Genomic DNA, 25,234 nt, shown 5'->3' with positions numbered 1-25,234 from the left:
TACGCCTTTATTTCGCTACACGGCGAATAATGCGGCGACCCGCCCGGTTATTTCGAGGAGCAATTATGAAACCTGAAAGACCCACACGCATTAATGGGCGTGTCACTGTGCTGTCTGCGCAGGACGCGGTGAATTATATTCCGGACGAAGCCACGCTTTGTGTTTTAGGCGCTGGCGGCGGCATTCTTGAAGCCACCACATTAATTACCGCGTTAGCGGAGAAATATAAACAGACGCAAACACCGCGTAATCTTTCCCTCATCAGTCCGACCGGGCTGGGCGACCGCGCCGATCGTGGTATCAGCCCGCTGGCGCAGGAAGGTCTGGTGAAATGGGCGTTATGCGGGCACTGGGGGCAATCACCGCGCATCTCCGATCTGGCTGAGCAAGGAAAAATCGCCGCCTATAACTACCCGCAGGGCGTATTGACACAGACGCTGCGCGCCGCCGCCGCCCATCAGCCCGGCATTCTCAGTGATATCGGTATCGGGACGTTCGTTGACCCCCGCCAGCAGGGCGGCAAGCTGAATGAGGTCACCAAAGAGGAACTGATCAAGCTGGTGGAGATCGATAACAAAGAGTACCTCTACTACAAAGCGATTGCGCCGGATATCGCCTTTATCCGCGCCACCACCTGCGACAGCGAAGGTTACGCCTCGTTTGAAGATGAAGTGATGTATCTGGATGCGCTGGTGCTGGCTCAGGCGGTGCATAACAACGGCGGCATCGTGATGATGCAAGTGCAGAAAATGGTGAAAAAAGCCACCCTGCATCCTAAATCAGTACGTATCCCCGGCTACCTGGTGGATATCGTGGTCGTTGACCCAAACCAGACACAGTTGTACGGCGGTGCCCCGGTGAACCGCTTTATCTCTGGCGATTTTACTCTCGATGACAGCACGCAGCTCACCCTGCCCCTCAATCAGCGCAAGCTGGTGGCGCGCCGTGCGCTGTTTGAGATGCGCAAAGGCGCCGTGGGTAACGTCGGTGTCGGCATTGCGGACGGCATCGGGCTGGTGGCGCGGGAAGAAGGCTGCGCAGACGACTTTGTCCTGACGGTGGAAACCGGGCCGGTTGGCGGCATCACCTCGCAAGGAGTGGCATTTGGCGCCAACGTGAATACCCGCGCCATTCTGGATATGACCTCGCAATTTGATTTCTACCACGGCGGTGGTCTGGATGTCTGTTACCTCAGTTTTGCCGAAGTGGATCAGCACGGTAACGTCGGCGTGCATAAATTCAATGGCAAGATTATGGGCACCGGCGGGTTTATTGATATTAGCGCCACCTCAAGGAAAATTGTGTTCTGCGGCACGCTGACCGCCGCCGGTCTGAAAACGGATATTACCGACGGTCAATTGCGCATTGTGCAGGAAGGCCGGGTGAAAAAATTCATTTCTACGCTGCCGGAAATTACCTTTAGTGGAAAAATTGCCCTCGAACGCGGGCTGGATGTCCGCTATATCACCGAACGCGCGGTATTTACGCTGAAAGAAGACGGTCTCCATTTAATCGAGATTGCGCCAGGTGTCGACCTGCAAAAAGACATTCTGGACAACATGGAGTTCGCCCCGGTTATTTCCCCACATCTGAAACAGATGGACGAACGCTTATTTATCGACGCCACCATGGGATTCGTCTTACCCGAAGCGGCCAATTAACAGGAGTACGATAATGGATTTTTCTTTAACCGAAGAGCAGGAGTTGCTGCTTGCCAGCATCCGCGAACTGATCACCAGTAACTTCCCGGAAGAGTATTTCCGCACCTGCGATCAGACAGCAACCTACCCGCGTGAATTTATGCGCGCGCTGGCCGATAACGGCATTTCGATGCTCGGTGTCCCGGAAGAGTTCGGCGGCATCCCGGCGGATTATGTCACGCAGATGCTGGCGCTGATGGAAGTGTCGAAATGCGGCGCGCCCGCGTTTCTTATCACCAACGGGCAGTGTATTCACAGCATGCGCCGTTTCGGCTCTGCCGAGCAACTGCGTAAAACCGCCGAAAGCACCATGGAAACCGGCGATCCGGCGTATGCGCTGGCCTTAACGGAGCCAGGTGCGGGTTCCGATAACAACAGCGCCACCACCAGCTACACGCGCAAAAACGGCAAGGTGTACCTGAACGGGCAAAAAACCTTTATTACCGGTGCGAAAGAGTACCCTTACATGCTGGTGCTGGCACGCGATCCGCAACCGAAAGATCCGAAAAGAGCCTTTACGCTGTGGTGGGTGGATGCCAAAAAACCGGGCATCAAAGTCAACCCGCTGCATAAAATCGGCTGGCATATGCTGAGTACCTGCGAAGTCTACCTCGACAATGTGGAAGTTGAGGAGAGCGATATGGTTGGCGAAGAGGGGATGGGCTTTCTCAATGTGATGTATAACTTTGAGATGGAACGCCTGATCAACGCCGCACGCAGCACCGGCTTTGCCGAATGCGCGTTTGAAGATGCCGCTCGTTATGCCAATCAGCGCATTGCCTTTGGCAAACCGATTGGTCATAACCAGATGATCCAGGAGAAACTGGCGCTGATGGCCATCAAAGTCGACAACATGCGCAATATGGTGCTGAAAGTGGCCTGGCAGGCGGATCAGCAACAGTCCCTGCGCACCAGCGCCGCACTGGCGAAACTCTACTGTGCGCGTACGGCGATGGAAGTGATCGATGATGCCATTCAGATCATGGGCGGGCTGGGTTACACCGACGAAGCGCGCGTTTCCCGATTCTGGCGCGATGTGCGTTGTGAACGTATCGGCGGCGGTACGGATGAGATCATGATTTATGTGGCGGGTCGGCAGATCCTGAAAGACTACCAGGACTAAGCGGGTAAGCCCTCAGTTCCCGGTTTGCCGGGAACTGAGGTGACAACCTAAAACAGCACCTTTTCCTGCGGATAAAATCCGGACCGATGCTCTTGCTCACTGACATTATTTTTAAATTGCCGGCGGTAATCGCTTGGCGAGCAGCCGCCATGACGCAGAAAAAGCTTGGCGAAGTGGTCCACATTTTCATACCCCACTCGCCAGGAGATTTCCGCCAGCGAATTGTCGGTATTGGTCAGCGCAAATTTGGCTTCGGTCATCCGCCGCTGGATCACATAGTTGATGGGAGAAATACGGTACTCTTTGGTAAATTCGTGACAGATATAACTGACACTGGCGCGAAATTGTTTTGACAACTGTTCGAGCGTTATTTTTTTGCGGTAGTTGTTATTCAAATAGACCAGAATATCTTTAATTAATGCATCTTTTTTAATATAGCCCTGCTCCGAACGGTAGGCATTTTTAAAATTCTCGTAGTACAACACCGTCAATGCATAGGCAAAGGCATCATAGACAGACGACGTTAAGGTATTTTTACTTTGCGGCAACATTACGCTCAATTCATTAAATATGCTTTTAATCACCTCTTTCCCCTGCCCGGCGGAAATGACCGGACACGAGTGTGGTTGCAACAACTGGTGCTCTTCCCGATCGCGAAAGCGGAAGCCATGCAGAGCGCAGGTGTAGGTGGTGGCGGGCGAGTTGGCATCCGATGCCACGGCATGCAACCGCCCCCGTTCAATCACCACAATATCATCCGCATGCGCGACATACAGCGAGGAGTCAATGATTAATCGCGCCACGCCATTTTTGACGTAAATAAGCTCGGTTTCATTATCGTGAACATGATGCCCGGATTCCCAGGCCGGATCATCGCTGATGACAAAGCGTGAAAATCGGGGTGTTTCCCCCTGTGCGAAAAGGGGTTCCATGGCATTATCAAAGCATCGCTGATACATGACAACCTCACATGTTGAGAATAAGCCTAAACAAAATAATAAGGATAAAATAGAGCGAGCGCCGCGGTTATTCAACTGTACTTTACAGGTGCAGAACAAGATTATTTACCGGGCATGCAAGATAATATGTTTACGCGCACAATTTATTTTCACTGACTTTTATTTTGCTCAGCCGATCTCACTTTTTTTGCAAGATTGTTAGCAACGAAAACAGCTTGCCCCGTCGAAAACCCGATCCCGCTATCGCACACTATTTCCAGTCACATTTGACCTTCCGTCGATGTTGGCGTCACCGCCAATATTCGCCCGCGACTTACAGGAGATGCCATGAAAATAATAACCTGCTTTAAACTGGTGCCTGAGGAACAGGACATTATGGTCATGCCCGACCATACGCTCAGCTTTGACAATGCAGAGGCGAAGATCAGCCAGTTCGATCTCAATGCCATCGAAGCGGCCACACAACTCGCCAGTGAAGGCGATGATGTTGCCGCACTGACCGTCGGCGGCTCACTGCTGCAAAACTCGAAAGTGCGTAAAGACGTCCTTTCCCGTGGCCCAAACAGCCTGTTTATGGTGCAGGATGCGCAACTGGAACACGCCCTGCCGAAAGAAACTGCACAGGCGCTGGCCGCTGCGGCAGAGAAAATGGGCTTTGATGTGATGCTGTTTGGCGAAGGTTCCGGTGACCTCTACGCCCAGCAAGTGGGCTTACTGGTTGGCGAGCTCCTGCAACTGCCGGTGATTAACGCGGTCAGCAGCATCCAGCACGATGGCGCAACACTCACCGTTGAGCGCACGCTCGAAGAGGATGTGGAAGTGATCGAACTGACGCCGCCTGCCGTGCTCTGCGTGACGTCGGACATTAACACCCCTCGCATTCCTTCGATGAAAGCCATTCTTGGTGCAGGCAAAAAACCGGTCAATCAGTGGCAACCCAGCGATATTGGCTGGAACCCGACCTCGCCGCAGGCGGAACTGATGGAGATCATCGTACCGCCGGCCACCACGCGCAAACACATCATCCTCGACAATGATTCGCCGGAAGCGATCGCTGCCCTGGCCGAACACGTGAAAAAAGCCCTGAATTGAGCCCAACGGAGAAGAAGATCATGAGTCAATTAACCCGCGTCTGGGTACTGAGCGACAATGCTGAACGCTACGCAGAATTAATGACCGGCGCACGTCAATGGGGCCAGCAGGTGCATGCCATTGTGTATGGCGCTGAACAGGTAAACCGCCTGCAGGCGCTGGGCGCTGATAGCGTAACGGTGCTTGAGCCGCATTCCGACCTGCAACGCATTGAAAACTTCGCCGAAACGCTTGCCGCGCTGATTGAGCAACAGAGCGCCGGTCAACCCGCGTTGCTGCTGATGACCACGACCAAACGCTGCAAAGCCCTGGGTGCAAGACTCAGCGTGCTGCTCAATGCCACCATGGTTAACGATGCAACGGCAGTCAGCGTTGACGCCAGCGGCGTCTGCGCGCAGCACCGCATGTATGGCGGCCTGGCCTTTGGTAAAGAAAAACTGAACAGCGCACTGGCCATTATTACCCTTGCGCCAGGGGTGATGGAACCCGCCGCCGCCGATCCCTCTCATACCTGCCCCGTCGCCACGGCGGAGTATATTGCGCCGCGCCATGAGATCCGTTGCCAGCAGCGACGGGCGAAGACACTGAGCAGTGTGGATTTGAGCAAAGCGAAACGTGTGGTCGGCGTGGGCCGTGGTCTGGCGGCGCAAGACGATCTCGCCATGGTGCGTGAACTGGCCAGCGTGCTGGGCGCAGAAGTGGGATGTTCCCGGCCGATTGCCGAAGGCGAAAACTGGATGGAGCGTGAGCGCTATGTCGGTGTCTCCGGCGTGTTGCTGAAGTCCGATCTCTACCTGACGCTGGGCATTTCCGGTCAGATTCAGCATATGGTCGGCGGCAATGGCGCGAAGGTGATCGTCGCCATCAATAAAGACAAAAATGCACCGATCTTCAATTACGCCGATTACGGCCTGGTGGGCGATATCTACAAAGTGGTCCCGGCCCTGATCGACGAGCTGAGCCACTGACCCTCGTTCTTACGCAGATATCCCGCTGCGCGGGCAGCGGGAAGGGAGCATAACGCATGTCGGATGAAAGATTTGACGCCATCGTGGTTGGCGCGGGCGTGGCGGGAACGGTGGCCGCCTATGTGATGGCTAAAGCCGGGCTGGATGTACTGGTCATCGAACGCGGCAACAGCGCAGGCAGTAAGAATATGACCGGAGGCAGGCTTTACGCGCACAGTATTGAGCGCATCATGCCGGGCTTCGCGCAGAACGCGCCGATTGAGCGCACGGTGACCCACGAGAAGATCTCCTTTTTGACCGAAGAAAACGCCGTCACCCTCGACTTTCAACGGGAAAAACCCGCCCTCCCCGCGCAGGCCTCATACACCGTGCTGCGTAACCGGCTCGATCCGTGGCTGATGGAGCAGGCGGAACAGGCAGGCGCACAGTTTATTCCGGGCGTGCGGGTCGACGCGTTGATCCGCGAGGGCAACCGGGTCACTGGCGTGCAGGCGGGCGATGACATTCTTGAGGCCAATGTGGTGATCCTTGCAGACGGTGTGAACTCCCTGTTGGGCCGCTCGCTGGGCATGGTGCCCGCCCCTTCGCCGCACCACTATGCCGTGGGCGTGAAGGAGTTGATTGGCTTGCCCGCCGCGCAAATTAACGATCGGTTTAACCTCGAAGGGAATGAGGGCGCAGCGTGGCTGTTTGCCGGTTCGCCCTCGAACGGCCTGATGGGCGGCGGGTTCCTGTATACCAACCGCGATTCGGTCTCTATTGGTCTGGTGTGCGGGCTCGGCGATATCGGTCAGGCCGGGAAAAGCGTGCCGCAGATGCTGGAAGATTTTAAACAACATCCGTCCATTCGCCCGCTGATTCAGGGCGGTAAATTGCTGGAGTACTCCGCGCATATGGTGCCGGAAGGCGGTCTGGCGATGGTACCGCAACTGGTGAGCGACGGCGTGATGATCGTCGGCGACGCCGCCGGTTTCTGCCTCAATCTGGGTTTTACCGTGCGCGGTATGGACTTAGCCATTGCGTCAGCCGAGGCGGCGGCCAACACCGCCATCGCAGCAAAACGTCAGCAGGATTTCTCTGCGCACGCGTTGTCGGACTATAAACGCGCGCTGGAGCAGAGCTTTGTGATGCGTGACATGCAGCACTTCCGTAAGCTCCCGGCGCTGATGGAAAACCCGCGTCTGTTTACCCAGTATCCGCAAATGGTGGCAGGCATCATGAACGATATGTTTACCGTTGATGGCCGCCAGAACCAGCCGGTGCGCAAAATGATGATGTCCCATATGAAGAAAATCGGGCTGATGAATTTACTGAAAGATGGCATCAAAGGGGCGACCGCACTATGAGTCAGGAAAACAGCGTTAACGTTGACGTCAAACTGGGCGTCAATAAATTCCATGTCGATGAGGGCCATCCGCACATTATTCTGGCGGATAACCCCAATATTGCTGAGTTTCGCAAATTGCTTAACGCCTGCCCGGCCAATCTCTACAAGCAGGATGCCGAAGGCAATATCCATTTCGACTGCGCCGGTTGCCTTGAATGCGGCACCTGCCGCGTGCTGTGCGGGGAGACCATCCTCGACAAATGGACCTACCCGGCAGGCACGTTCGGCGTCGACTTCCGCTACGGCTGATCCCGCAATACCGCCTGAAATTCGCGAAAGGACATCCGCTCACGATGTCCTTCCTGTTCGCACGTTTAACGGTTTATTGACTGAGAAGAGTTCATGAGCGTCACGATAACGTTTAATGCTGAACGTCGGGAAGCGTACCGACGGCAAGGTTTTTGGGGGGATGCATCGCTGGGAGATTACTGGCACCAGACCCTGCGCGCCATGCCAGACAAAGTCGCGGTGGTGGATAACCACGGCGCGTCTTACACTTACGCGGCCCTTGATCACGCCGCAAGTTGCCTGGCGACATGGTTGCTGAACAACGGCATTCAGCCTGGCGATCGCGTTGCGTTTCAGCTTCCGGGCTGGTGTGAATTTACCGTGATTTATCTGGCCTGCCTGAAAACCGGCGCGGTTTCAGTGCCGCTGCTGCCTGCATGGCGGGAAGCGGAGCTGGTGTGGGTGTTAAACAAATGCCAGGCAAAAATTTTCTTTGCCCCCACCCTGTTTAAACAGACCCGTCCGGTGGATCTGATCCTGCCGCTGCAAAACCAGTTACCCGGCTTACAGCGCATTGTCGGCGTGGATAAACTGGCTCCAGCGACAACCTCGCTCAGCTTCCACCAGCTACTGCAAGATAACGCCCCGCTCACCGCGCCGCGCCAGGTACACGGCGATGAACTTGCCGCCGTGCTGTTTACCTCCGGCACCGAGGGAATGCCGAAAGGCGTGATGCTGACCCACAACAATATTCTGGCCAGCGAACGGGCGTACTGCGCGCGGTTGAATCTGACCTGGCAGGATGTGTTTATGATGCCAGCGCCGCTGGGGCACGCCACGGGGTTTCTGCACGGCGTGACCGCGCCGTTTCTGATTGGCGCACGCAGCGTGTTGCTGGACATTTTTACCCCGACCGCCTGCATTACGATGCTGGAGCAACAGCGTTGCACCTGCATGCTCGGCGCGACACCGTTCGTTTATGACATTCTGTGCGTGGTAGAGAAGCAGCCGGCCGATCTCTCATCGCTGCGTTTCTTTCTCTGCGGCGGTACCACCATCCCGAAAAAAGTGGCGCAGGGTTGTCAGCAGTTAGGGATAAAGCTGTTAAGTATTTATGGTTCGACGGAAAGCTCGCCCCATGCGCTGGTCAATCTTGACGATACCCCCTCGCGAATGATGAATACCGATGGCTATGCCGCCGCCGGGGTGGAGATCAAAGTGGTGGATGAGTCGCGTAAAACGCTGCCGCGCGGCATGGAAGGAGAAGAAGCGTCCCGCGGGCCGAATGTGTTTATGGGGTATCTCGGTGAGCCGGAGCTGACCGCCCGCGCGCTGGATAAAGAAGGCTGGTATTACAGCGGCGATCTCTGTCGCATGGACGACGCAGGGTATATCAGCATTACCGGGCGTAAAAAAGACATCATCGTGCGCGGCGGCGAGAACATCAGCAGCCGTGAAGTGGAAGACGTGCTGTTGCAGCATCCGGCCATTGAGGATGCCTGCGTGGTCGCCATGCCGGATGAGCGACTGGGTGAGCGCTCATGCGCTTATGTGGTGCTGAAAACACGGGGGCAATCGCTGCCGCTGGCGGATGTGGTGGCGTTTTTCAGCCGTAAGCGGATGGCGAAGTATAAATACCCGGAACGCATCGTCATCGTGGATAAGCTGCCCAGAACATCCTCTGGCAAGATCAAAAAATTCCTGCTGCGCCAGGACATTATCCAGAGACTGAGCAACGAGAACGAATGCAGCAGCCCGGCGCGGCGCTACTCACATTCATGATATCCCCTGCTGTTGGATCGGCCGATCTGCTGGCGCAACCACCGTCAGATCGGCAAACCACCCGGCATTATTGGGGCTGTTGTGTTTTCATTAACATCGCCGTCAGGGCAGAAAGCAGACATCCCGCCATCAGATAAATCGCCACCGAATGCCACTCGCCGCCGGAGAAGGTCAACAATGCGGCGGCAATAAACGGCGTAAACCCGCCGCCCACCACGCTGGCAACCTGATACCCCACGCCCGCGCCGCTGTAGCGATAACCCGCGCCGAACATTTCCGTGAACATCGGCTGTTGCACGCAAACCACCATATCGTGGGCGATATTGGCCAGCATCAAAGAGAAAATCACCACGCCGAGGATCGATCGCGCTTCCAGCGCCATAAAGAACGGAAACGCGCTCAACGCGCCCAGCAACGCACCGGTAATATAGACGCGTCGCCGCCCGTAGCGGTCCGCCATCCATGCGAACAGCGGAATAGTCAGGCAGCTGATGCCGCCAACCAGCAGGCCAATATTGAGAAACAGCTCGCGCGGCAACCCGAGGTTCTGCGTTGAGTAGTTAAGCGCAAACGCCGTGACGATATACATCGTCAACAGTTCGCACAGGCGCAGAGCGATAATTTTTAAAAAGGCAGCCGGGTGACGCACCAGCGCTTCGAACACCGGCAGACGTTTTTTCTCACCCGTTGATTGCTGTGCCTGCGTATGCTCAAACTCGGCGGACTCTTCCATGCCGTTGCGCACCCACAGCGCCCCCAGCACCAGCACAATGCTGAACAGGAACGGCAAACGCCAGCCCCAGCTCAGGAACTGCTCGTCGGTGGTCAGGCTGCTGATTAACGACACCAGCCCGGTGGAAAGCAGCAGACCAACGCCATACCCCACCTGCACACCGCTACTGTAGAAGGCTTTTTTACCTTTGGGCGCACTTTCCACCGCCAGCAGCGCCGCACCGCCCCATTCCCCCCCAACGGCAAAGCCCTGAAGGGCGCGCAGAATCACCAGCAGCGTGGGCGCCCACCAGCCGATGGTGGTGAACGACGGCAAAATACCAATACAGGCGGTAGCGATGCCCATCATCCAGACGGTCATCATCAACATCCGTTTGCGTCCCAGACGGTCGCCAAAATGGCCGAAGATAATGCCGCCCAGCGGGCGGAACAAGAAACCGACGCCAAAGGTGGCGAAGGCGGCAAGCGTGCCCATCGCCGGATCGATCTGTGGGAAAAACTCGCGGTTAAACACCAGCGCCGCGGTAATGCCATAGAGCAGAAAATCGTACCAGTCGACTACCGCTCCGGCAAAGCTGCCCCAGGCAGCACGGCGGGCGCGGTGAAGTGAAGGTGTCTCCTCGTTGGGGCGGGTTGTAATGAGCGTGGAGTCCATAGTTGTCCTGTCCGTTCCTAAAGTATCCGAATTTTTATAGTTATGTGTTGCGGGAAAAGATTACTCACATCGTGCGCAGCAAAATAAAAGCCGCACCTGAGACTACAGCGACAACCCGCAGGAGAAAACCCTTTTACGGGGTCGCGTGCACGAAAGGGGAATTTAACTCAGGGAAAGCGGATGCACAGACGATTATCCGGTGAAGCCTAAGAACAGGCGCAGAGAGGTGTTAACGCCGCACCATATTGATCTGCTGCGTGACGAACGCGCTGCGGAAATATTCGCGCAGCGCCGCCATCGCCGGGGTAAAACAGGCATCATAGCGCCACGCCAGACCGACGCTCATCGGATGCACATTATTGACCAGCGAACGGGTCTCAATGCGCCGCCCCTCCAGCGACCACGGCCGGTAGACCAGGTCTGATAAGATGGTGACGCCCGAACCATTGGCGACCATACTGCGCACCGCCTCAACGGAACTGGTGCGCAGGATGACGTCCGGACTCGCCCCGGCCTCTTCCCAGTAGCGCATGGCGCTGTCTGCAGCTTCATCCACGGTGAGCATAATAAAGGGCTCGTCGGCCACATCTTCCAGTGTCACCTGCGATTTTTCGCATAGCGGATGGCGCGATGGCAGCCACAACCGGCGTGTTGAGTTAAACAGGGTTTCGGCATAAATCGACTGATGGCGCAAATTTCCGGTCAACACCAGTGCCATATCCAGCGTCTGGTCTATCAGACCCTGCTCAATATCCTGACGCTCATACTCAAACAGCTGGATATCAATGTGCGGATAGTCCTGCATCAGCCGCTGAAGGTGAAACGGCAAAAAATAGCCAATTACCGTGTAACTTGCCGCCAGACGCAGCGTGCCGCGCACGCCGGTATCGCTGACCGGCATACTGCGCACGGCGTTATCCACCGTTTGCAAAACGGTATAGGCATGATTGAGAAAGTGATTTCCGTAGTCTGTCAGCATCATGCCGTGGACCGAGCGGGTAAACAGTTTCTTACCTAAGAGCTGCTCCAGCTCCTGAATAGCGCCAGTCACCGCCGACTGTGAAATATTGAGATGGACGGCGGCCAGCGAGATCTGCCCCATTTCAGCCGTGGCGACAAAATAACGGATTTGGCGTAGCGTCAGCATCGATTTACCCTCTGATCATTTCATCGTAAATGTTCGCAAATAAGCGTTCTGTTTTTCTGATATCAGCCTATCTAAAAATACTACTTTCCGGATACAAATAAATATTCATATAGTGAATTAATGCTCCCCACCGGAAATAAGTAATTATTATGATACGAACCGTAGATATCAACTCCGATATAGGAGAAAGTTTTGGATCATGGGTAATCGGCGACGGCGTTGACAATGCGTTAATGACGATAATAAGTTCCGCCAATATTGCCACCGGGTTTCACGCTGGCGACCCCAATATTATGCACAGAACCGTTGAAGCGGCGAGAAAAAATGGCGTAGCGATTGGCGCCCATCCCGGATTTCATGATTTACAGGGTTTTGGTCGCCGCCATTTATCCATCCCGACAGAAGAACTGGTTAACGATATTATTTATCAGTTGGGAGCGTTACGGGAATTCGCGCGCTTATATGCGGAGCCATTGCAGCATATAAAACCCCACGGCGCATTATATATGCACCTGGCGCGGGATGACGCGGCAGCACAACATTTTGTCTCCACCCTGCATCAACTCGACGCCGGTCTTTATCTCTACTGTATGGCGAACTCGGCGGTCTGGCGGGCAGCGCAGCGGCTGGAACACCCGGTGATTACCGAGTTTTATGCCGACCGGGAGTATGACGATCAAGGGTTTATCGTCTTCACCCGCAGCACGGGTCGCCTCAGCGTGCAGGCGATCACAGAGAAAGTGTTAATGGCCTGCCTTGAGGGGAAAGTGAAAACCGTGACCGGCAATATAATCCCTGTGCATTTCGATTCAATTTGTATCCACAGTGATACACCTGGCGCGCTGGAAATTATCAGCTCGGTAAAAATGGCACTGGTGAATAATGGCATTATCGTCTGCTCACCAGGCTCTGAGAAATAACCCCCGCTTATCTGGAGAAAAATAAAATGTCTGATATTGAAGTTATTTCACCGTTGCCGGGTGTTTTTTATCGGCAGCCATCACCGGAAGCACCGCACTTTGTTGAGGCCGGAGATAAAGTCGCAGCAGATACGGTAATTGGTTTAATTGAAGTCATGAAACAGTTCAGCGAAATATTTGCCGAGACCAGTGGAACAATCACCGCTATCACCATACAAAATGGTGATGCCGTCGAACCCGGGCAGGTCCTGGCCATAATAAAAACCGATAACGAATAAGCGCAGCGGAGGAGATATGGCGGGGAAAATAAAAAAACTACTGGTTGCTAACCGTGGGGAAATAGCGGTGCGTATTATTCGTGCTGCGCAAACACTGGGGATCCCGACGGTAGCGGCTTGCAGCGAGGCTGACAGTGAAAGCCTCGCTGCCAATCTGGCCGATGAGGTGTGCATCATTGGCCCGGCACCAGCCGCGCGCAGTTATCTCAATATCAACGCGCTACTGGAGGCCGCTGCGCAAAGCGGCGCGAATGCTATTCACCCTGGTTATGGTTTCTTGTCGGAAAATGCCCAGTTTGCCGAACGGGTGGAACAGGCCGGGTATATTTTCGTCGGACCGGATGCGCAAACCATCCGGGTGATGGGCGATAAAGCCGCCGCGCGCCGTACTGCAGCAGATGCAGGCGTACCTGTTGTGCCGGGTTCACGGGTGCTGGAAACGGTGCAGGCGGCGCAAATTCGCGCCGGGGAAATCGGTTATCCCTGTCTGATTAAAGCAGCCGCTGGCGGCGGCGGTCGCGGGATCCGCGTGGTGGAGGATGATGAGGCGCTGGCGCGTGAATTCCCTGTCGCCCAGAGTGAATCAAAAGCTGCCTTTGGCTCCAGCGCCGTCTACCTCGAACGGTTTATCGCCCGTGCGCGGCATATTGAAGTGCAGATCCTGGGTGATGGTGAGCAGGTGATCCACCTGTTTGATCGCGAGTGTTCGTTACAGCGCCGTCGGCAGAAAATCTTTGAAGAAGCACCCTCGCCCGCCCTGAGTCCGGTCCAGCGGGCCACGCTCTGCGACAGCGCGATACAACTGGCGCGGCACTTACGCTACCGCGGTGCGGGTACGCTGGAATATCTGTTTGATGAAACGCGCGGCGAGTTCTGGTTCATCGAGATGAACACCCGTATCCAGGTGGAGCATCCGGTGACCGAAATGGTGACGGGCGTCGATCTGGTGCAATGGATGTTGCGTATTGCCAACGGTGAGCCGCTGACGCTGGCGCAGTCGGATGTACGCCTGAGCGGTAGTGCCTGCGAAATGCGCATTAACGCCGAAGATCCTGAGAAGAATTTCTTTCCCTGCCCTGGACGAATAGACGGTGTGGTGTGGCCGGGCGGTGAAGGTATCCGCGTCGACAGCCATGTTTTCAGTGGCTACCGCGTTCCCCCCTGGTATGACTCCTTACTGGCCAAAGTGATCGCCTGGGGCGCGGATCGTCCCCAGGCGCTGGCTCGCGCACGCCAGGCGCTCGATAGCCTTGAACTCCGTGGCATCAAAACCACCGCGCCGCTTCACCAGTGGCTGCTGCAACATCCGAAATTGCAGGCGGGTGAATTCACGACAACCACCCTTGAGCAGTGGCTGGCGGAGCGCGACTCATCGGCTCAGATACAGGAGATCCGTCGCTATGGTCAGTAACCCGATTCGCTACTCGTTTGGCGGGGATGAACACCTCTTTGCCGAAATTGAAGAGTCCATGTCGTTAAGCGCCTTTTTCCGCGGCCTGACGCTGACACGGGCGCTGGAGGCGTGTCAGCTTCCCGGCGTGCTGGATATTTGCCTTGCTAACGCCTCTTTCCAGGTGCGTTTCAACCCGGACGAACTCCCGCCGCACACCCTGCTCGCCAGGCTACAGGCGCTGGAAGCCGACAGTGATGGCGACAGTACGCTGGCGACGCGCATTATTGAAGTCCCGGTGCTGTACAACGACCCGTGGACACACGAGACGTTAATGCGTTTTCGCGATCGTCACCAGGCACCGGAAGGAAGCGACCTCGATTATGCCGCACACATCAACGGTTATACGGATAAAGACGCGTTTATTGCCGCCCACAGCGGGACGCCATGGTTCGTGTCGATGGTGGGGTTTGTTGCCGGGTTACCGTTTATGTACCAGATGGTCGGGCGGGAAAAACAGTTACAGGTACCGAAATACCTGCGCCCGCGTACCGATACGCCGGGTCTGTCTCTCGGCCATGGCGGCTGTTTCGGCTGTATCTACTCCGTGCGTGGCGCGGGAGGGTACCAGTTGTTTGGCATAACGCCGATGCCCATTTACGACCCGGCGCAGCGTCTGCCGTATCTGCAAAGCGAAATGGTGTTTTTCAAAGCGGGAGACATTGTTCAGTTTCGGGCGATCGACCGCCAGACCTATGACGACATCCGCGAACAGGTGAAAAACGGTGTCTTTTCCCCGCGCATTCGCGATGTGACGTTTGTGCTTGCCGACTTTCTTGCCGATCCACAGGGCTATCCGCAGCAGTTGAAAAGGGGGCTGTATGACCATCAATGTGATTAAGCCCGGCCTTGCCACCACGGTGCAGGATACCGGGCGTGAAGGGTATTACCACCTCGGGATACCGCCCTCCGGCGCGCTGGATCCTTACTCGATGCAGATGGCGAATCTGCTGGTGGGAAATGCGGTGGATGATGCCGTGCTGGAGATGACGCTGCTGGGGCCGGAGCTCCATTTTTCCGCCGACGCGCTGGTGGCTGTCTGCGGCGCGTCGATGACGCCGATCATCGACAATCAGCCAGCCGCTGCGCACACCGCGTTGCATATCCGCGCCGGGCAACATCTGCGCTTTGCGCCTGCGCGCCAGGGATGCCGTGGCTATCTGGCCATCGCTGGCGGCATTGATGTGCCGCGCGTACTGGGAAGCCGCTCAACCTATACGCTGGGGGCGCTGGGGGGTTTTCAGGGACGGCGGCTGGCGGCGGGTGACGCGTTCAACGTTCACCCGGTCAACGACGTGCGTTCCCACCGGGAAGGGAACACCGTTCCCGACGCGTTACTGCCGGTGCTGGATAAATCCGTCACCCTGCGACTGGTGCCAGGTCTCTATATTCATCGCCTGACCCCAGCAGCGGTAGACACCTTCTTTGCTGACAGCTGGCATGTGAGCACCGAAGCCGACCGGACAGGCTACCGCCTGAAGGGCGGACAGCCACTGGCGTTCACGCCGCGGACGCCGCCGTTTGGCGCGGGCTCCGATCCTTCCAATATTGTCGATGCCTGTTACCCGATTGGCTCTGTTCAGGTGCCGGGAGGACTGGAACCGATTGTTCTGCTGCGCGATGCGGTGTCGGGCGGCGGTTATATGACGCTGGGGACGGTTATCAGCCCCGATCTTGCCATTCTTGGTCAGTTACAGCCGAATCAACACGTTCGCTTTATGCCCGTCACGCTGGATGAGGCGCTGGTTGCCCGCCGTCAGTCTCAGCAACGGCTGGCGCAGTTAGCGAACGCGTTGCGTTAACCCTGCCCGGGGCATCGCCCCGTGGCGTCACTCTTTGGTTATTGCGTGTTTCAGGAGGTTGCTATGGCTTCAGCTCCACAATCCCGCGCTGCGGATAATGTTGATCGGTCAGCGCTGCCGGAACCGGCGCGCATGGGAAAACTCTCCCTCACAATGGCCTGGTGGGCGGTGTGCAGCGCCGTGTTTTACATTGTGGTTGGCGCGTCTCTGGCGCTGACCTACGGCGCGGTTAACGCCATTATTGGGATGGCGTTGTCCGTGGTTTCTTACGGTTTGATTAACGGTGTTATCAGCCGCTTCGCCATCCGTAGCGGCTTGTCTGTCGCCCAGTTCTCACGCCGCCTGTTCGGGCGGATGGGTGCATCGCTGGCGACGCTGATCTTCTTCTCCACCGCCATTTATTACGCCGTGTTTGAAGGCTCCGTTATCGCCTTTGCCATCAACCACCTCTTTCCGGGCGTGGTCTACTGGGCGGCGGCAGCGCTGGTGGTGCTTTACAGCGTGCCACTGATTTTCGGCAGCGTTCAGCACTGGCTGGATAAATTTAACGGCGTACTGCTGCCGTTCTATCTGCTGGGGTTACTGGCGACGATCGTCGTTTCGGTGATGCACTACGGCTACCAGGCAAACTGGCTTCAGTATGGCCCGGCCAATCCTTCTCCGTGGGGCTGGTGGAACTGCTTCACCTATTACATGGGCGTCTGGGTATTAATGATGTACACCTTCGATTACGCCCGGTTTGGCCGAGAAGAAGACAGCAAGTACCACGCGCGTTTCAACTTCGGCATGCCGTTTTATCTGGTCACGTTTTTCCTCAATGGCGTGGCGGGGATTTACCTCGCCAGTAGTCTTCACGATGCCGGAGCGCTCAGTGAAACCGCGGTAGTGGTAGCGATTTTAAATCTGCTGGGGATTGCCGGGTTGGGGTTTGTGTGGGTGACGCAGACGCGGATTAATACCGCCAACTATTATCTCGCCACCGTCAATATGCAGGTCTTTTTCCACAGTTTGTTTAACCTGAAGTTGCCCAAACTGGTCTGGGCCTGCGTGGTGGGCGTGGTGGTGTATATCCTGATGCTGGCGGATGTGTTCGCCTGGTTGTTGCAGGCGCTGGCCTATCAGGGCGTTTTCGTGGTGGCCTGGGTGGGCGTGGCGCTGGCCGGGATTGCCCATAACGTGCCGTCCGATCACGAGCAAGTTGCCATTAATCCCGTGGGGGTGGGCGCATGGTTTATCAGCGTGGCGCTGGGGATTGTATTGATGCAGGGACCCGCCTCATTCGCCGCGTTTTCGGCAGTGGCCACGTTTGTCTCCGCCTGCGGTTTGTACACGCTCTTTAGCCAGTGGGCGCGGGTGAGTGTCAATAAACTGCCCAAACCCCGACGCCCGGCAAGTGTTCGCCGCTGATCGATAAATGGCGGTATAGCAGAAAGCAAAAAGCCCGCTAAAAAGCGGGCTTTTCTAAATCTGGCTCCTCTGACTGGACTCGAACCAGTGACATACGGATTAACAGTCCGCCGTTCTACCGACTGAACTACAGAGGAATCGTGTGAACGGGGCGAATATTAGCGGCGCCCCCTGCCCTTGTCAAAGCCTGAATTCACATTTCAGCGCGTTTGCCGAATTATTCTCCACTCTGTGCAGAAAGAGTGCGTTGCGCTGACGTTTTCTGCGGCTTCGGGTACTTCCACAGCCAGCGACCGCTGACCATACGCCAGTAAAACAACACGCCGCGCACCGCCCAGTCGAGGAACATTCCCAGCCAGACACCGATGACGCCCATGCCGAGCATGATCCCCAGCACGTACCCCGCCACCACGCGGCAACCCCACATGCCAAGCATCGACACCCACATAGCGAAACGGGCGTCGCGCGCGCCTTTCAGCCCGGCGGGCAGCACCCAGGAGGCCGCCCAGATTGGCATAAACGCAGCGTTAAGCCACAGAAGCACTTTAACCACCTCTTTTACATCCTCTTCCCGGGTGTAAAACGCGGCGAACAGCCCGGCAAACGGCGCGGTCCCCCAGGCAATCGCCGTCAGAACAAGCGTTGAAAGCCAGAACACATGCCGCAATTGCCGTTCCGCCTGCGCGATCTGCCCTTTGCCCAACCGCTTGCCGGTGATAATGGTCGAGGCAGAACCGAGGGCGTTGCCCGGCAGGTTGATCAGCGCCGCCACCGAGAAGGCGATAAAGTTACCGGCGATGACGTTAGTGCCCATTCCGGCGACGAACATTTGCGTCAGCAATTTGCCGCCGTTAAACAGCACCGACTCGATGCTGGCGGGAATACCGATGCCCATCACTTCCCAGATAATGGCGAAGTTCAGTTTCTCGAAATAACTCTTCAGCGAGATGCGCAGCGCCGGATTAAACCCAATCATCAGCACCCAGATAATCGCTACCGCGCCAATGTAGCGGGAGACAGTCAGCCCCAGCCCCGCCCCGGCGAAGCCCATCCCTTTCCAGCCGAACAGACCGTAAATCAACACGCTGCTGATGAGGATATTGAGAATGTTCATACCGCCATTAATCAACAGCGGGATTTTGGTATTGCCCGCGCCACGCAGCGCCCCGCTGCCGATAAGCGCAATGGCCGCCGCCGGGTAGCTAATGACGGTAAGCTCCAGGTAAGTCAGCGCCAGCGCTTTCACCTCCGGCGTGGCCGCCCCGGCGATGAAATCGACAATTTGCGTGCCGAAGGCGTGGATTACCGCCGCCAGCACAATGGCAAATAAGGTCATGATCACCAGCGATTGCCGCGTGGCCGCCCTCGCCCGTTCCGCGTCGAGTTTGCCGAGGCTAAAGGCCACTACCACGGTGGTGCCGAGATCGATAGCTGCAAAAAAGGACATCACCACCATGTTGAAGCTGTCTGCCAGGCCGACACCCGCCATCGCTTCTTTACCCAGCCAGCTCACGAGGAAGGTGCTGAGCACGCCCATCATCAGAACGCAGGTGTTTTCCAGAAAGATAGGTACGGCAAGGGGGGTGATTTCTCGCCAGAGCAGGACACGGTAACTCTTACGTTTTTTGTACCAGGGGGTGCGCATGACAGCCTGGCGCAGGGTGGTGACGACGTTCAAAATTTTCCTTAGCACGAAGGGTGAAACTACATTTCAAATAATGGGGGAGAAACCCTGATCCTGCAAAGCATTTCCTGAGAAATCGTTGCTAATTGCGGCAAACTGTCGAGGGAAGCAGCAGACGAACGCGCTGAGCTAAAATGAGGTTTGACAAATGTTTTTTCGCCGCTAAGATAAGCCTCCACAACGATTCCTCTGTAGTTCAGTCGGTAGAACGGCGGACTGTTAATCCGTATGTCACTGGTTCGAGTCCAGTCAGAGGAGCCACATTTAAGAAGCCTGCTTTCGAGCAGGCTTTTTGCTTTTCTGCGTTATCACTTTTCCGTATCCGCTGGCCGTTGCGAACCCTGCCACGAAACCGTATGGTGAAAGTCCCCTGCCCGTTGGGTGGTCATTGTTTTGTATATTGAGGAAAAATGGACGCTTTATTTGTCTACGGTACGCTTCGCCCGGGTCATTCTAATGCTCACATTCTGGAAAATATCGGTGGCGAGTGGTTGCCAGGTTATGTGACGGGTACGTTTTACGAACGTGGCTGGGGCGCCGCAGCGGATTTTCCGGGAATTGTGCTGAATAACGATGGCGCGCAGGTGCAGGGTTATCTGTTTTTATCCGACAACCTGGAGGCACACTGGTCAATGCTGGATGAATTTGAAGATGGCTATGATCGGGTAGAAGTGACCGTAACCACGGTGGATAACCGACACGTCACCGCGTGGATTTATCAGTTACAGCCAGGGGTGTAGCGATATCCGACTTATGTGATTTACAGGCATGATTGATGTGAAAAGTTTGATTATTTCACTTTTGCTGATTTCTCCGGTCGCACTGGCCACCGCGGAGTTGTCGCCGCCTGAAAGTGCAGCACTCAATTTTAATAAATGGTACATCGGGCAGTTTTAATCACGAGGCCTTTGCCAAGGCCTCGTCGCGGGACAGGCATTAATTACTCTTGCGGGCCTGAGATATCCTTGCGGATAACCATCTTCTTTATTTCATCCAATAATTCAGCACCACTGCACACGTCCCGTTTGCAGCAATTGTCATTTGCAAATTAGGCTGGTTGTTTTCACTGGTGCAAATCGGAACAATATAAACTAGCGAGTTTTTGGCCGGATATTGTGATTGTCCATTCTTCACCACATGTCCGCCAAGCGCATTTTGAGGGCAGACGGCACCCGTAGCACTATTTTTGCCAGGATCGAAACCACATTTCTCTCTGTATATCGCTATCCAGGACTTATTATCAATTTTGGGATCGTCGGTTGACCCAATGACATTTAAGAATTGTTGTCCTTTATTCCATGTGGTTATGCTATTAAAGGTCGACTTCACTTGCATGTCAGTAGGTGGTACTGATTTCACCTCACTGGTTGTTTGCGTATTTTGCGCGTTTACCTTTGCACTACTTGTTTTTTCTCCTGTTTGCGATGAACTACAACTGCTAAGTGCTATAACAACCGCTAACAATGTAAATAGATTTTTCGTTTTCATACGCCCCTCATATCTCAACAGATTAAGGATAACAAATGAATATATTCACGACATTTAAAAGCAGACGAATTTGCAAAGCGCGATTTCGGTACACGTATTTTCGGCACGAGTCATATTGCAGAGTCGCGCAGGAATTCTGGCAAGCAGATAATCATTTACCGATGCTTTCGTGGTAGATGGTGTGTGCAGTCTTCCGTGGGAATAAATTTCAGCCCAATATCTCCTCTGACATGTCTTTTATAAAATCAGGTTTATATCAGATTCAGGATATATGCCTGACCCCCTTCGCTTTGTGGTGAAGTTTTCTGCTCTAATGCAACAAGAATCACATTGTCTTATGCACAACATTGCAAGCACGGCAATCTTTTGTGATTTCAATCACAAACAGGGGTGACGATGTCTGCTGCGGAAGTATCAGGAAAATGTCCTGAGGTATTTCAAAGGCATGCTAAAGCAGGCCGAATGTCACAGGCTTTCTTCCCGCTCGGTTCGCCTGATACGGGTACCAGAAGTCATTACTTTTGACCAACATACAGCTTTTGTTCCAGAATGCTGTACGCACGATCACTCGCCGTGCTGTGGGACATTTGTAAATCACGTCTTAACGAAAATGTCCGGATGTCACAGAGGAAATAGCGAACAGGAATGGTTGAAATGAAGAAATATTTATCGCTGCTGGCAGCGATCATGCTAGTAGCGTGTACAAGTGCACCAAATTTGCCGCCTACCGATACCATTGTGGCGGTTAAGCCTATTGAGTCAGGCATTATCGCCAGCTCAGCTAAATACAGTTACCGTTTTTTCCGTGAGGGCATGCCGCAGGAGTATCAACGTTATAAGACATTTTATGAACGCTTTCATCAACAGGCCTCCGGGGTGCGGGTTAACTTTATAGTAAAAGAACATGAAGTGACGGCAGAATACCTGGTGGTGATTGATAAGCGCAAGCTGGATGCCGGGCAGCTTACAGTGCTGGTCAATGAGTATAAGGCGGCTCAGATCGATAACGATCGCCTCGGCGTTCTGTTTAAGGCTGCGGGATTTTGGTCCTCCTCGCACGCTCCGGAACTGGCAGCGCCTTACCAGTTAGAACGCCCTGTAGTGGTATCAATCAATGACAAGACCGAAACCCTGAGCACGCTTGGAACCATCGCTCTGATCCCTTTAGTGCCCTTGTTTCCGCTGTTCATGATGTACGGATGCGCCACAGGCCCCTGTGTATAAGGGAAACAACGGGCTCAGAAACTTACCGGGGGGCGAACAAAGGCGTTGATGATAAAACCGATGACGTCATAGTGGTTTTATTAAAACACCCGCCTCTCTCTTTTGGCCTGGACCATCAGGGATTCATAACGTCCGCTGCAGGTGAGGAGCGGACATGAGTAATTCGTTACGGCAAAAAATCGCGCGGCGTTGAACCCAGAACAGAGCGAAAAGCAGCGGTAAATGCAGCCGGGCATGAGAAACCAAGCTGGTAAGCGACCTGTTTGATTGGTATACCATTTGCAAGCAGGTCTAACGAAGCACAAATCCTGGCTCTCTGCTTCCATGTTCTAAAACTAAAGCCAGTATCCTTAATAAACAGTCGCGAAAATGTACGTTCAGACATGGCTGCCATAAAAGCCAGATCGCTCAATGATGCAGCCCAGCGATGATTAACTAATAGCTCTCTGGCCGCGCGGAATAATCGCTCGTCATGCGGCATTGGAAGTTCCGCAGCTAAAGGGGGAGCCTCGCTGAGAATTTCCAGAAGCAACAGAGCCATTTTCTGTTGACTCGAACCGTTATATTCCTCACTGAATAGCCCGGCTATGAGCTCTTTCACCAGTGGCGTAGCAGTAATCACATGTACCAGGTTGCTCTTCGTAAAATTCGTGCATTCGGCAATAAGGCTGCAGCTGAAATAGATAGCTCTCAGGTCTGTATTGGAAAGCAGGTTGTAACTATGGATCTGAAGAGGCGGTAGCCATAATGCACGTTGAGGAGGTATTACCCAGCGGTCACTCTCTGTTTCAACTAGCATTACCCCCTTAACGGCAAACAGTAGCTGCCCCTCAACATGATGATGGGAAGGGTCTGCCTCTCCACGTTGATAGCTTATCGCGGTACTTGACCAACCTATCGCTGCATCATGTCTTGGCGCTTTATCTATACTACCTGGCATTTCAGATTTAGCCCCTGCAATTATGATATCGAAGTGGAAACCAGCCAGAACCTGGCTTGGGTGGATAAGTGAGTTGTTTATTATTCAGATTATATAGGTATTACAGGAGCATATCCGAATGCGAGTACATTTTATCGTACATGAAAGCTTTGAAGCCCCAGGCGCTTACGCAACATGGGCCAGAAATCATGATCATGATGTGACTTACTCATGTGTATATGCAGGCGATAAGCTGCCAGCGGATGCCGAAGGCATCGATTTCCTGATCGTTATGGGGGGGCCGCAAGATCCCGTTACTACACTGGAAGAGTGCCCGCACTTTGATTCAAAAGGTGAGCAGGCGCTGATTGCTTACGCTATTAAAACCGGCAAGGCGGTTATCGGCATCTGTCTCGGCTCACAGCTGATCGGTGAAGCGCTGGGCGCGCCGTTCGCTCACAGCCCTGAAAAAGAGATAGGTAATTTCCCGATCATGCTGACAGAAGAGGGAAGCAAGGATGAAATGTTCTCTCACTTTACGAAGACGCTGGAAGTGGGTCACTGGCATAACGACATGCCAGGACTGACGCCTGATGCAAAAATCATTGCTTACAGTGAAGGTTGTCCACGCCAGATAGTTTCATACTCAGATCGTGTATTTGGGTTCCAGTGCCACATGGAGCTGACGCTTGATGTTGTTGAACAACTGATAGCTCATTCTGAAAAAGACCTGAACCGTGCTGCAGAGTACCGTTTTGTGGACACGCCGGAGCAACTTCGTGCACACGATTACAGTGAAATGAATCAGATACTCTTTGGTTTCCTGGATAAACTGGAAGCTCACTATAAATCAGCCTAAACACGAAAATCCCCGGTCATGCTTATTGCCGGGTGTGACTTAATCATGCCAATAAAGTGGCCTTTTCTCATATAGTTGTAACAACAAAGGCTGAGTAACGTCCGCTCCAGGCACAAAGCGGACAAGCTACCTGAGCTAAAGGTCCGCTGTGAGCGAGGAGCGGACCTAACATTATTATGTTTTGAATAATAAGAGACGGTCAGTTGGCTGTAAGTCTGGCTTAGTTATCCCAAACAGCTTTTCTTTGTATTATTGTTCTAATAAATGCTGCTGATATATGCAACACGAATTCAGCATCGTATTCCAAGACAGAAGAAACCTTGTTGCTACCATGTCTTACTGCTGGCTCTGCATTTGTATAAGCGTAAAATTTTTCTATTACAGTTAATAGCATAGGTGAGATAGTGTTTTCTTTTCTCATCAGTTTTAATACCTCGCCCAGGGTTGAGGCTGACGGATAATAAGTCCGACACATGCTTTCTATTGCACTTATCGATTCTTTTATGGAATTTTCTGGATCCTTATGCGCACCTAATGCAAAAGCCCGGGCTTTCACATAGTGCCTTCTTGCAGGTTCAAACTGGTCTTGCAATAAGTTATTATTTTCATCGATTTTTTGTTCTAGTTCATTTGGTAATAGTGTTTCTAACCTACCAGCAGAATTCATTTTCCAGTCAATATTCCGAGATGCGAATAACTCATTCAATTTCTGACGATATGATGTAAAAGTAATGTCTTCTAATACCTTCTTACCCCAAGTATGGCCTCTCTCTGCATCTCTTTTTCTTAATAGATCTCCAATGATCTCAACAGCATCGTAAAATTGAAACCAATGCATATGTTGCAAACGTGCTTTCAAAGCATCATGGCAGTACCATGAATCGAAATCCTCATGATCTGTTTCTTGACCATTCTCTGCGCAAAGTCGCTCGATCAAAGCCTTAATACCCAGAGGCTTGTTCTCATCATTCGCAATGCGGCTATCACCATCAATGTACAAAAAATTATCGAGAACAGTTACAAAAAATAAAGAGCGAAGCCACTCTGGGGCATCTTCCCGTATCGGCTTTTTATTATACTCAGGATCAAAACCATGTCTGTGCGAGAACTTCATTCCATATCTCCCATTCAACTGTATGAATATTAGGCAATTATACAACCAACACAAATCCCTTTGCGAATACAAAAAATTACAACGAATTTAAGAACTGATCGCTTATTTCTCCTATGGATGTCCGCTCCCGACACAAAGCTGCCCCTTATCGGAAAATCTTCAGCTCGTTCACCTGCTGCACATCAAACCCCCCCGTATTTAAGATACCACTCAAAACAGTAATGATAATTATTTGCATCAATGTGATATGTTGAATGTGCAAATAACCAGACCTGCTTCTCATGGCGGAAGGTAAGACTCATCGCGTGGGGAATAA

The 25,234-nt window shown here is 53.8% G+C and carries 24 protein-coding genes and 2 tRNA genes; 17 read left to right on the top strand and 9 right to left on the bottom strand.

The features are described from left to right. Nucleotides 1-65: 65 nt before the first annotated feature. Nucleotides 66-1,661 (top strand): acyl CoA:acetate/3-ketoacid CoA transferase, encoded by a 1,596-nt coding sequence (locus N7922_RS09690; RefSeq protein WP_263100335.1) that lies wholly within the window; start codon nt 66-68, stop codon nt 1,659-1,661. A 13-nt stretch (nt 1,662-1,674) separates the two neighbouring features. Continuing rightward, a complete protein-coding gene (locus N7922_RS09685; RefSeq protein ID WP_263100334.1) occupies nt 1,675-2,823 on the top strand; it encodes an acyl-CoA dehydrogenase in 1,149 nt (382 codons plus the stop codon). A gap of 47 nt (nt 2,824-2,870) precedes the next feature. Here the strand turns inward: N7922_RS09685 and N7922_RS09680 are convergent, their stop codons facing one another. Then, on the bottom strand, nt 2,871-3,782 hold the full coding sequence (locus tag N7922_RS09680; RefSeq protein WP_263100878.1) for an AraC family transcriptional regulator: 912 nt from the start codon (nt 3,780-3,782) through the stop codon (nt 2,871-2,873). Nucleotides 3,783-4,109: 327 nt separating this feature from the next. On the opposite strand from N7922_RS09680, the gene N7922_RS09675 reads away from it, so the two are divergent. From N7922_RS09675 to fadK, 5 genes are all read left to right on the top strand, one after another. Further along, nucleotides 4,110-4,874 carry an electron transfer flavoprotein gene (locus N7922_RS09675; RefSeq protein WP_263100333.1) on the top strand — a complete coding sequence of 255 codons (765 nt, stop codon included), beginning with the start codon at nt 4,110-4,112 and terminating at the stop codon, nt 4,872-4,874. Nucleotides 4,875-4,894: 20 nt separating this feature from the next. Then, nucleotides 4,895-5,842 (top strand): electron transfer flavoprotein subunit alpha, encoded by a 948-nt coding sequence (locus N7922_RS09670; RefSeq protein WP_263100332.1) that lies wholly within the window; start codon nt 4,895-4,897, stop codon nt 5,840-5,842. 56 nt (nt 5,843-5,898) lie between these two features. After that, complete coding sequence (locus N7922_RS09665) at nt 5,899-7,188, top strand: FAD-dependent oxidoreductase (protein WP_263100331.1); 1,290 nt, start codon at nt 5,899-5,901, stop codon at nt 7,186-7,188. Continuing rightward, nucleotides 7,185-7,478: a ferredoxin family protein gene (locus N7922_RS09660; RefSeq protein ID WP_263100330.1), complete on the top strand. Its 294-nt coding sequence runs from the start codon at nt 7,185-7,187 to the stop codon at nt 7,476-7,478. The genes N7922_RS09665 and N7922_RS09660 overlap by 4 nt, the downstream gene beginning before the upstream one ends. Nucleotides 7,479-7,571: 93 nt before the next feature. Further along, a complete protein-coding gene (fadK, locus tag N7922_RS09655; protein WP_263100329.1) occupies nt 7,572-9,239 on the top strand; it encodes a medium-chain fatty-acid--CoA ligase in 1,668 nt (555 codons plus the stop codon). A 67-nt stretch (nt 9,240-9,306) separates the two neighbouring features. Here the strand turns inward: fadK and shiA are convergent, their stop codons facing one another. Together shiA and N7922_RS09645 are read right to left on the bottom strand one after the other, a co-directional pair. After that, the gene (gene shiA, locus N7922_RS09650; protein WP_263100328.1) at nt 9,307-10,626 is read right to left on the bottom strand and encodes a shikimate transporter; all 1,320 of its coding nucleotides are present in this window, start codon (nt 10,624-10,626) and stop codon (nt 9,307-9,309) included. Nucleotides 10,627-10,855: 229 nt separating this feature from the next. After that, complete coding sequence (locus N7922_RS09645; RefSeq protein ID WP_263100326.1) at nt 10,856-11,773, bottom strand: LysR family transcriptional regulator; 918 nt, start codon at nt 11,771-11,773, stop codon at nt 10,856-10,858. A gap of 149 nt (nt 11,774-11,922) precedes the next feature. Here N7922_RS09645 and N7922_RS09640 point away from each other — a divergent pair, with 149 nt between their 5' ends. The 6 genes from N7922_RS09640 (at nt 11,923) to N7922_RS09615 (ending at nt 17,630) form a co-directional block, all read left to right on the top strand. Continuing rightward, on the top strand, nt 11,923-12,693 hold the full coding sequence (locus N7922_RS09640; protein ID WP_263100325.1) for a 5-oxoprolinase subunit PxpA: 771 nt from the start codon (nt 11,923-11,925) through the stop codon (nt 12,691-12,693). Nucleotides 12,694-12,719: 26 nt separating this feature from the next. Further along, nucleotides 12,720-12,971: an acetyl-CoA carboxylase gene (locus tag N7922_RS09635; RefSeq protein ID WP_263100324.1), complete on the top strand. Its 252-nt coding sequence runs from the start codon at nt 12,720-12,722 to the stop codon at nt 12,969-12,971. 16 nt (nt 12,972-12,987) lie between these two features. Further along, nucleotides 12,988-14,382 (top strand): acetyl-CoA carboxylase biotin carboxylase subunit, encoded by a 1,395-nt coding sequence (locus N7922_RS09630; protein WP_263100322.1) that lies wholly within the window; start codon nt 12,988-12,990, stop codon nt 14,380-14,382. Continuing rightward, a complete protein-coding gene (locus N7922_RS09625) occupies nt 14,372-15,262 on the top strand; it encodes a 5-oxoprolinase subunit B family protein (protein ID WP_263100321.1) in 891 nt (296 codons plus the stop codon). The genes N7922_RS09630 and N7922_RS09625 overlap by 11 nt, the downstream gene beginning before the upstream one ends. Next, complete coding sequence (locus N7922_RS09620; protein WP_263100320.1) at nt 15,243-16,223, top strand: biotin-dependent carboxyltransferase family protein; 981 nt, start codon at nt 15,243-15,245, stop codon at nt 16,221-16,223. The genes N7922_RS09625 and N7922_RS09620 overlap by 20 nt, the downstream gene beginning before the upstream one ends. 63 nt (nt 16,224-16,286) lie before the next feature. Next, the gene (locus tag N7922_RS09615) at nt 16,287-17,630 is read left to right on the top strand and encodes a purine-cytosine permease family protein (RefSeq protein WP_263100319.1); all 1,344 of its coding nucleotides are present in this window, start codon (nt 16,287-16,289) and stop codon (nt 17,628-17,630) included. Between the two features lie 61 nt (nt 17,631-17,691). On the opposite strand, the gene N7922_RS09610 is transcribed toward N7922_RS09615, so the two are convergent. From N7922_RS09610 to N7922_RS25300, 3 genes are all read right to left on the bottom strand, one after another. Then, nucleotides 17,692-17,767, bottom strand: a tRNA-Asn gene (locus N7922_RS09610). A gap of 80 nt (nt 17,768-17,847) precedes the next feature. Continuing rightward, on the bottom strand, nt 17,848-19,323 hold the full coding sequence (locus N7922_RS09605; RefSeq protein ID WP_263100318.1) for an EmmdR/YeeO family multidrug/toxin efflux MATE transporter: 1,476 nt from the start codon (nt 19,321-19,323) through the stop codon (nt 17,848-17,850). 11 nt (nt 19,324-19,334) lie between these two features. Beyond that, nucleotides 19,335-19,493 carry a DUF5951 family protein gene (locus N7922_RS25300; RefSeq protein WP_411554187.1) on the bottom strand — a complete coding sequence of 53 codons (159 nt, stop codon included), beginning with the start codon at nt 19,491-19,493 and terminating at the stop codon, nt 19,335-19,337. A 6-nt stretch (nt 19,494-19,499) separates the two neighbouring features. Here N7922_RS25300 and N7922_RS09600 point away from each other — a divergent pair. Both N7922_RS09600 and N7922_RS09595 read left to right on the top strand, forming a co-directional pair. Next, nucleotides 19,500-19,575: transfer RNA gene (locus tag N7922_RS09600), tRNA-Asn, on the top strand. Nucleotides 19,576-19,724: 149 nt separating this feature from the next. Next, the gene (locus N7922_RS09595; protein ID WP_263100317.1) at nt 19,725-20,054 is read left to right on the top strand and encodes a gamma-glutamylcyclotransferase family protein; all 330 of its coding nucleotides are present in this window, start codon (nt 19,725-19,727) and stop codon (nt 20,052-20,054) included. A 244-nt stretch (nt 20,055-20,298) separates the two neighbouring features. Here the strand turns inward: N7922_RS09595 and N7922_RS09590 are convergent, their stop codons facing one another. Then, nucleotides 20,299-20,802, bottom strand: a complete 504-nt coding sequence (locus tag N7922_RS09590) for a hypothetical protein (protein ID WP_263100316.1) — start codon at nt 20,800-20,802, stop codon at nt 20,299-20,301. Nucleotides 20,803-21,456: 654 nt separating this feature from the next. Between N7922_RS09590 and N7922_RS09585 the strand changes: the two genes are divergently transcribed. Then, nucleotides 21,457-22,026: a hypothetical protein gene (locus tag N7922_RS09585; RefSeq protein WP_263100315.1), complete on the top strand. Its 570-nt coding sequence runs from the start codon at nt 21,457-21,459 to the stop codon at nt 22,024-22,026. A 166-nt stretch (nt 22,027-22,192) separates the two neighbouring features. Here the strand turns inward: N7922_RS09585 and N7922_RS09580 are convergent, their stop codons facing one another. Next, nucleotides 22,193-22,966 (bottom strand): AraC family transcriptional regulator, encoded by a 774-nt coding sequence (locus N7922_RS09580; protein WP_263100314.1) that lies wholly within the window; start codon nt 22,964-22,966, stop codon nt 22,193-22,195. A 118-nt stretch (nt 22,967-23,084) separates the two neighbouring features. Between N7922_RS09580 and N7922_RS09575 the strand changes: the two genes are divergently transcribed. Further along, nucleotides 23,085-23,804, top strand: coding sequence for a type 1 glutamine amidotransferase (locus tag N7922_RS09575; protein ID WP_263100313.1), 720 nt, complete (start codon nt 23,085-23,087; stop codon nt 23,802-23,804). Nucleotides 23,805-24,024: 220 nt separating this feature from the next. Here N7922_RS09575 and N7922_RS09570 read toward each other — a convergent pair whose 3' ends face one another. Then, on the bottom strand, nt 24,025-24,918 hold the full coding sequence (locus tag N7922_RS09570; protein WP_263100312.1) for an AbiJ-NTD4 domain-containing protein: 894 nt from the start codon (nt 24,916-24,918) through the stop codon (nt 24,025-24,027). Nucleotides 24,919-25,234 lie beyond the last annotated feature (316 nt).

Source organism: Kosakonia sp. ML.JS2a, assembly GCF_025642095.1.
In the GTDB taxonomy this organism is placed as follows: domain Bacteria; phylum Pseudomonadota; class Gammaproteobacteria; order Enterobacterales; family Enterobacteriaceae.
The sequence above is the reverse complement of the archived record's forward strand: the minus strand, read 5'-3'. Positions and strand labels throughout refer to the sequence as shown.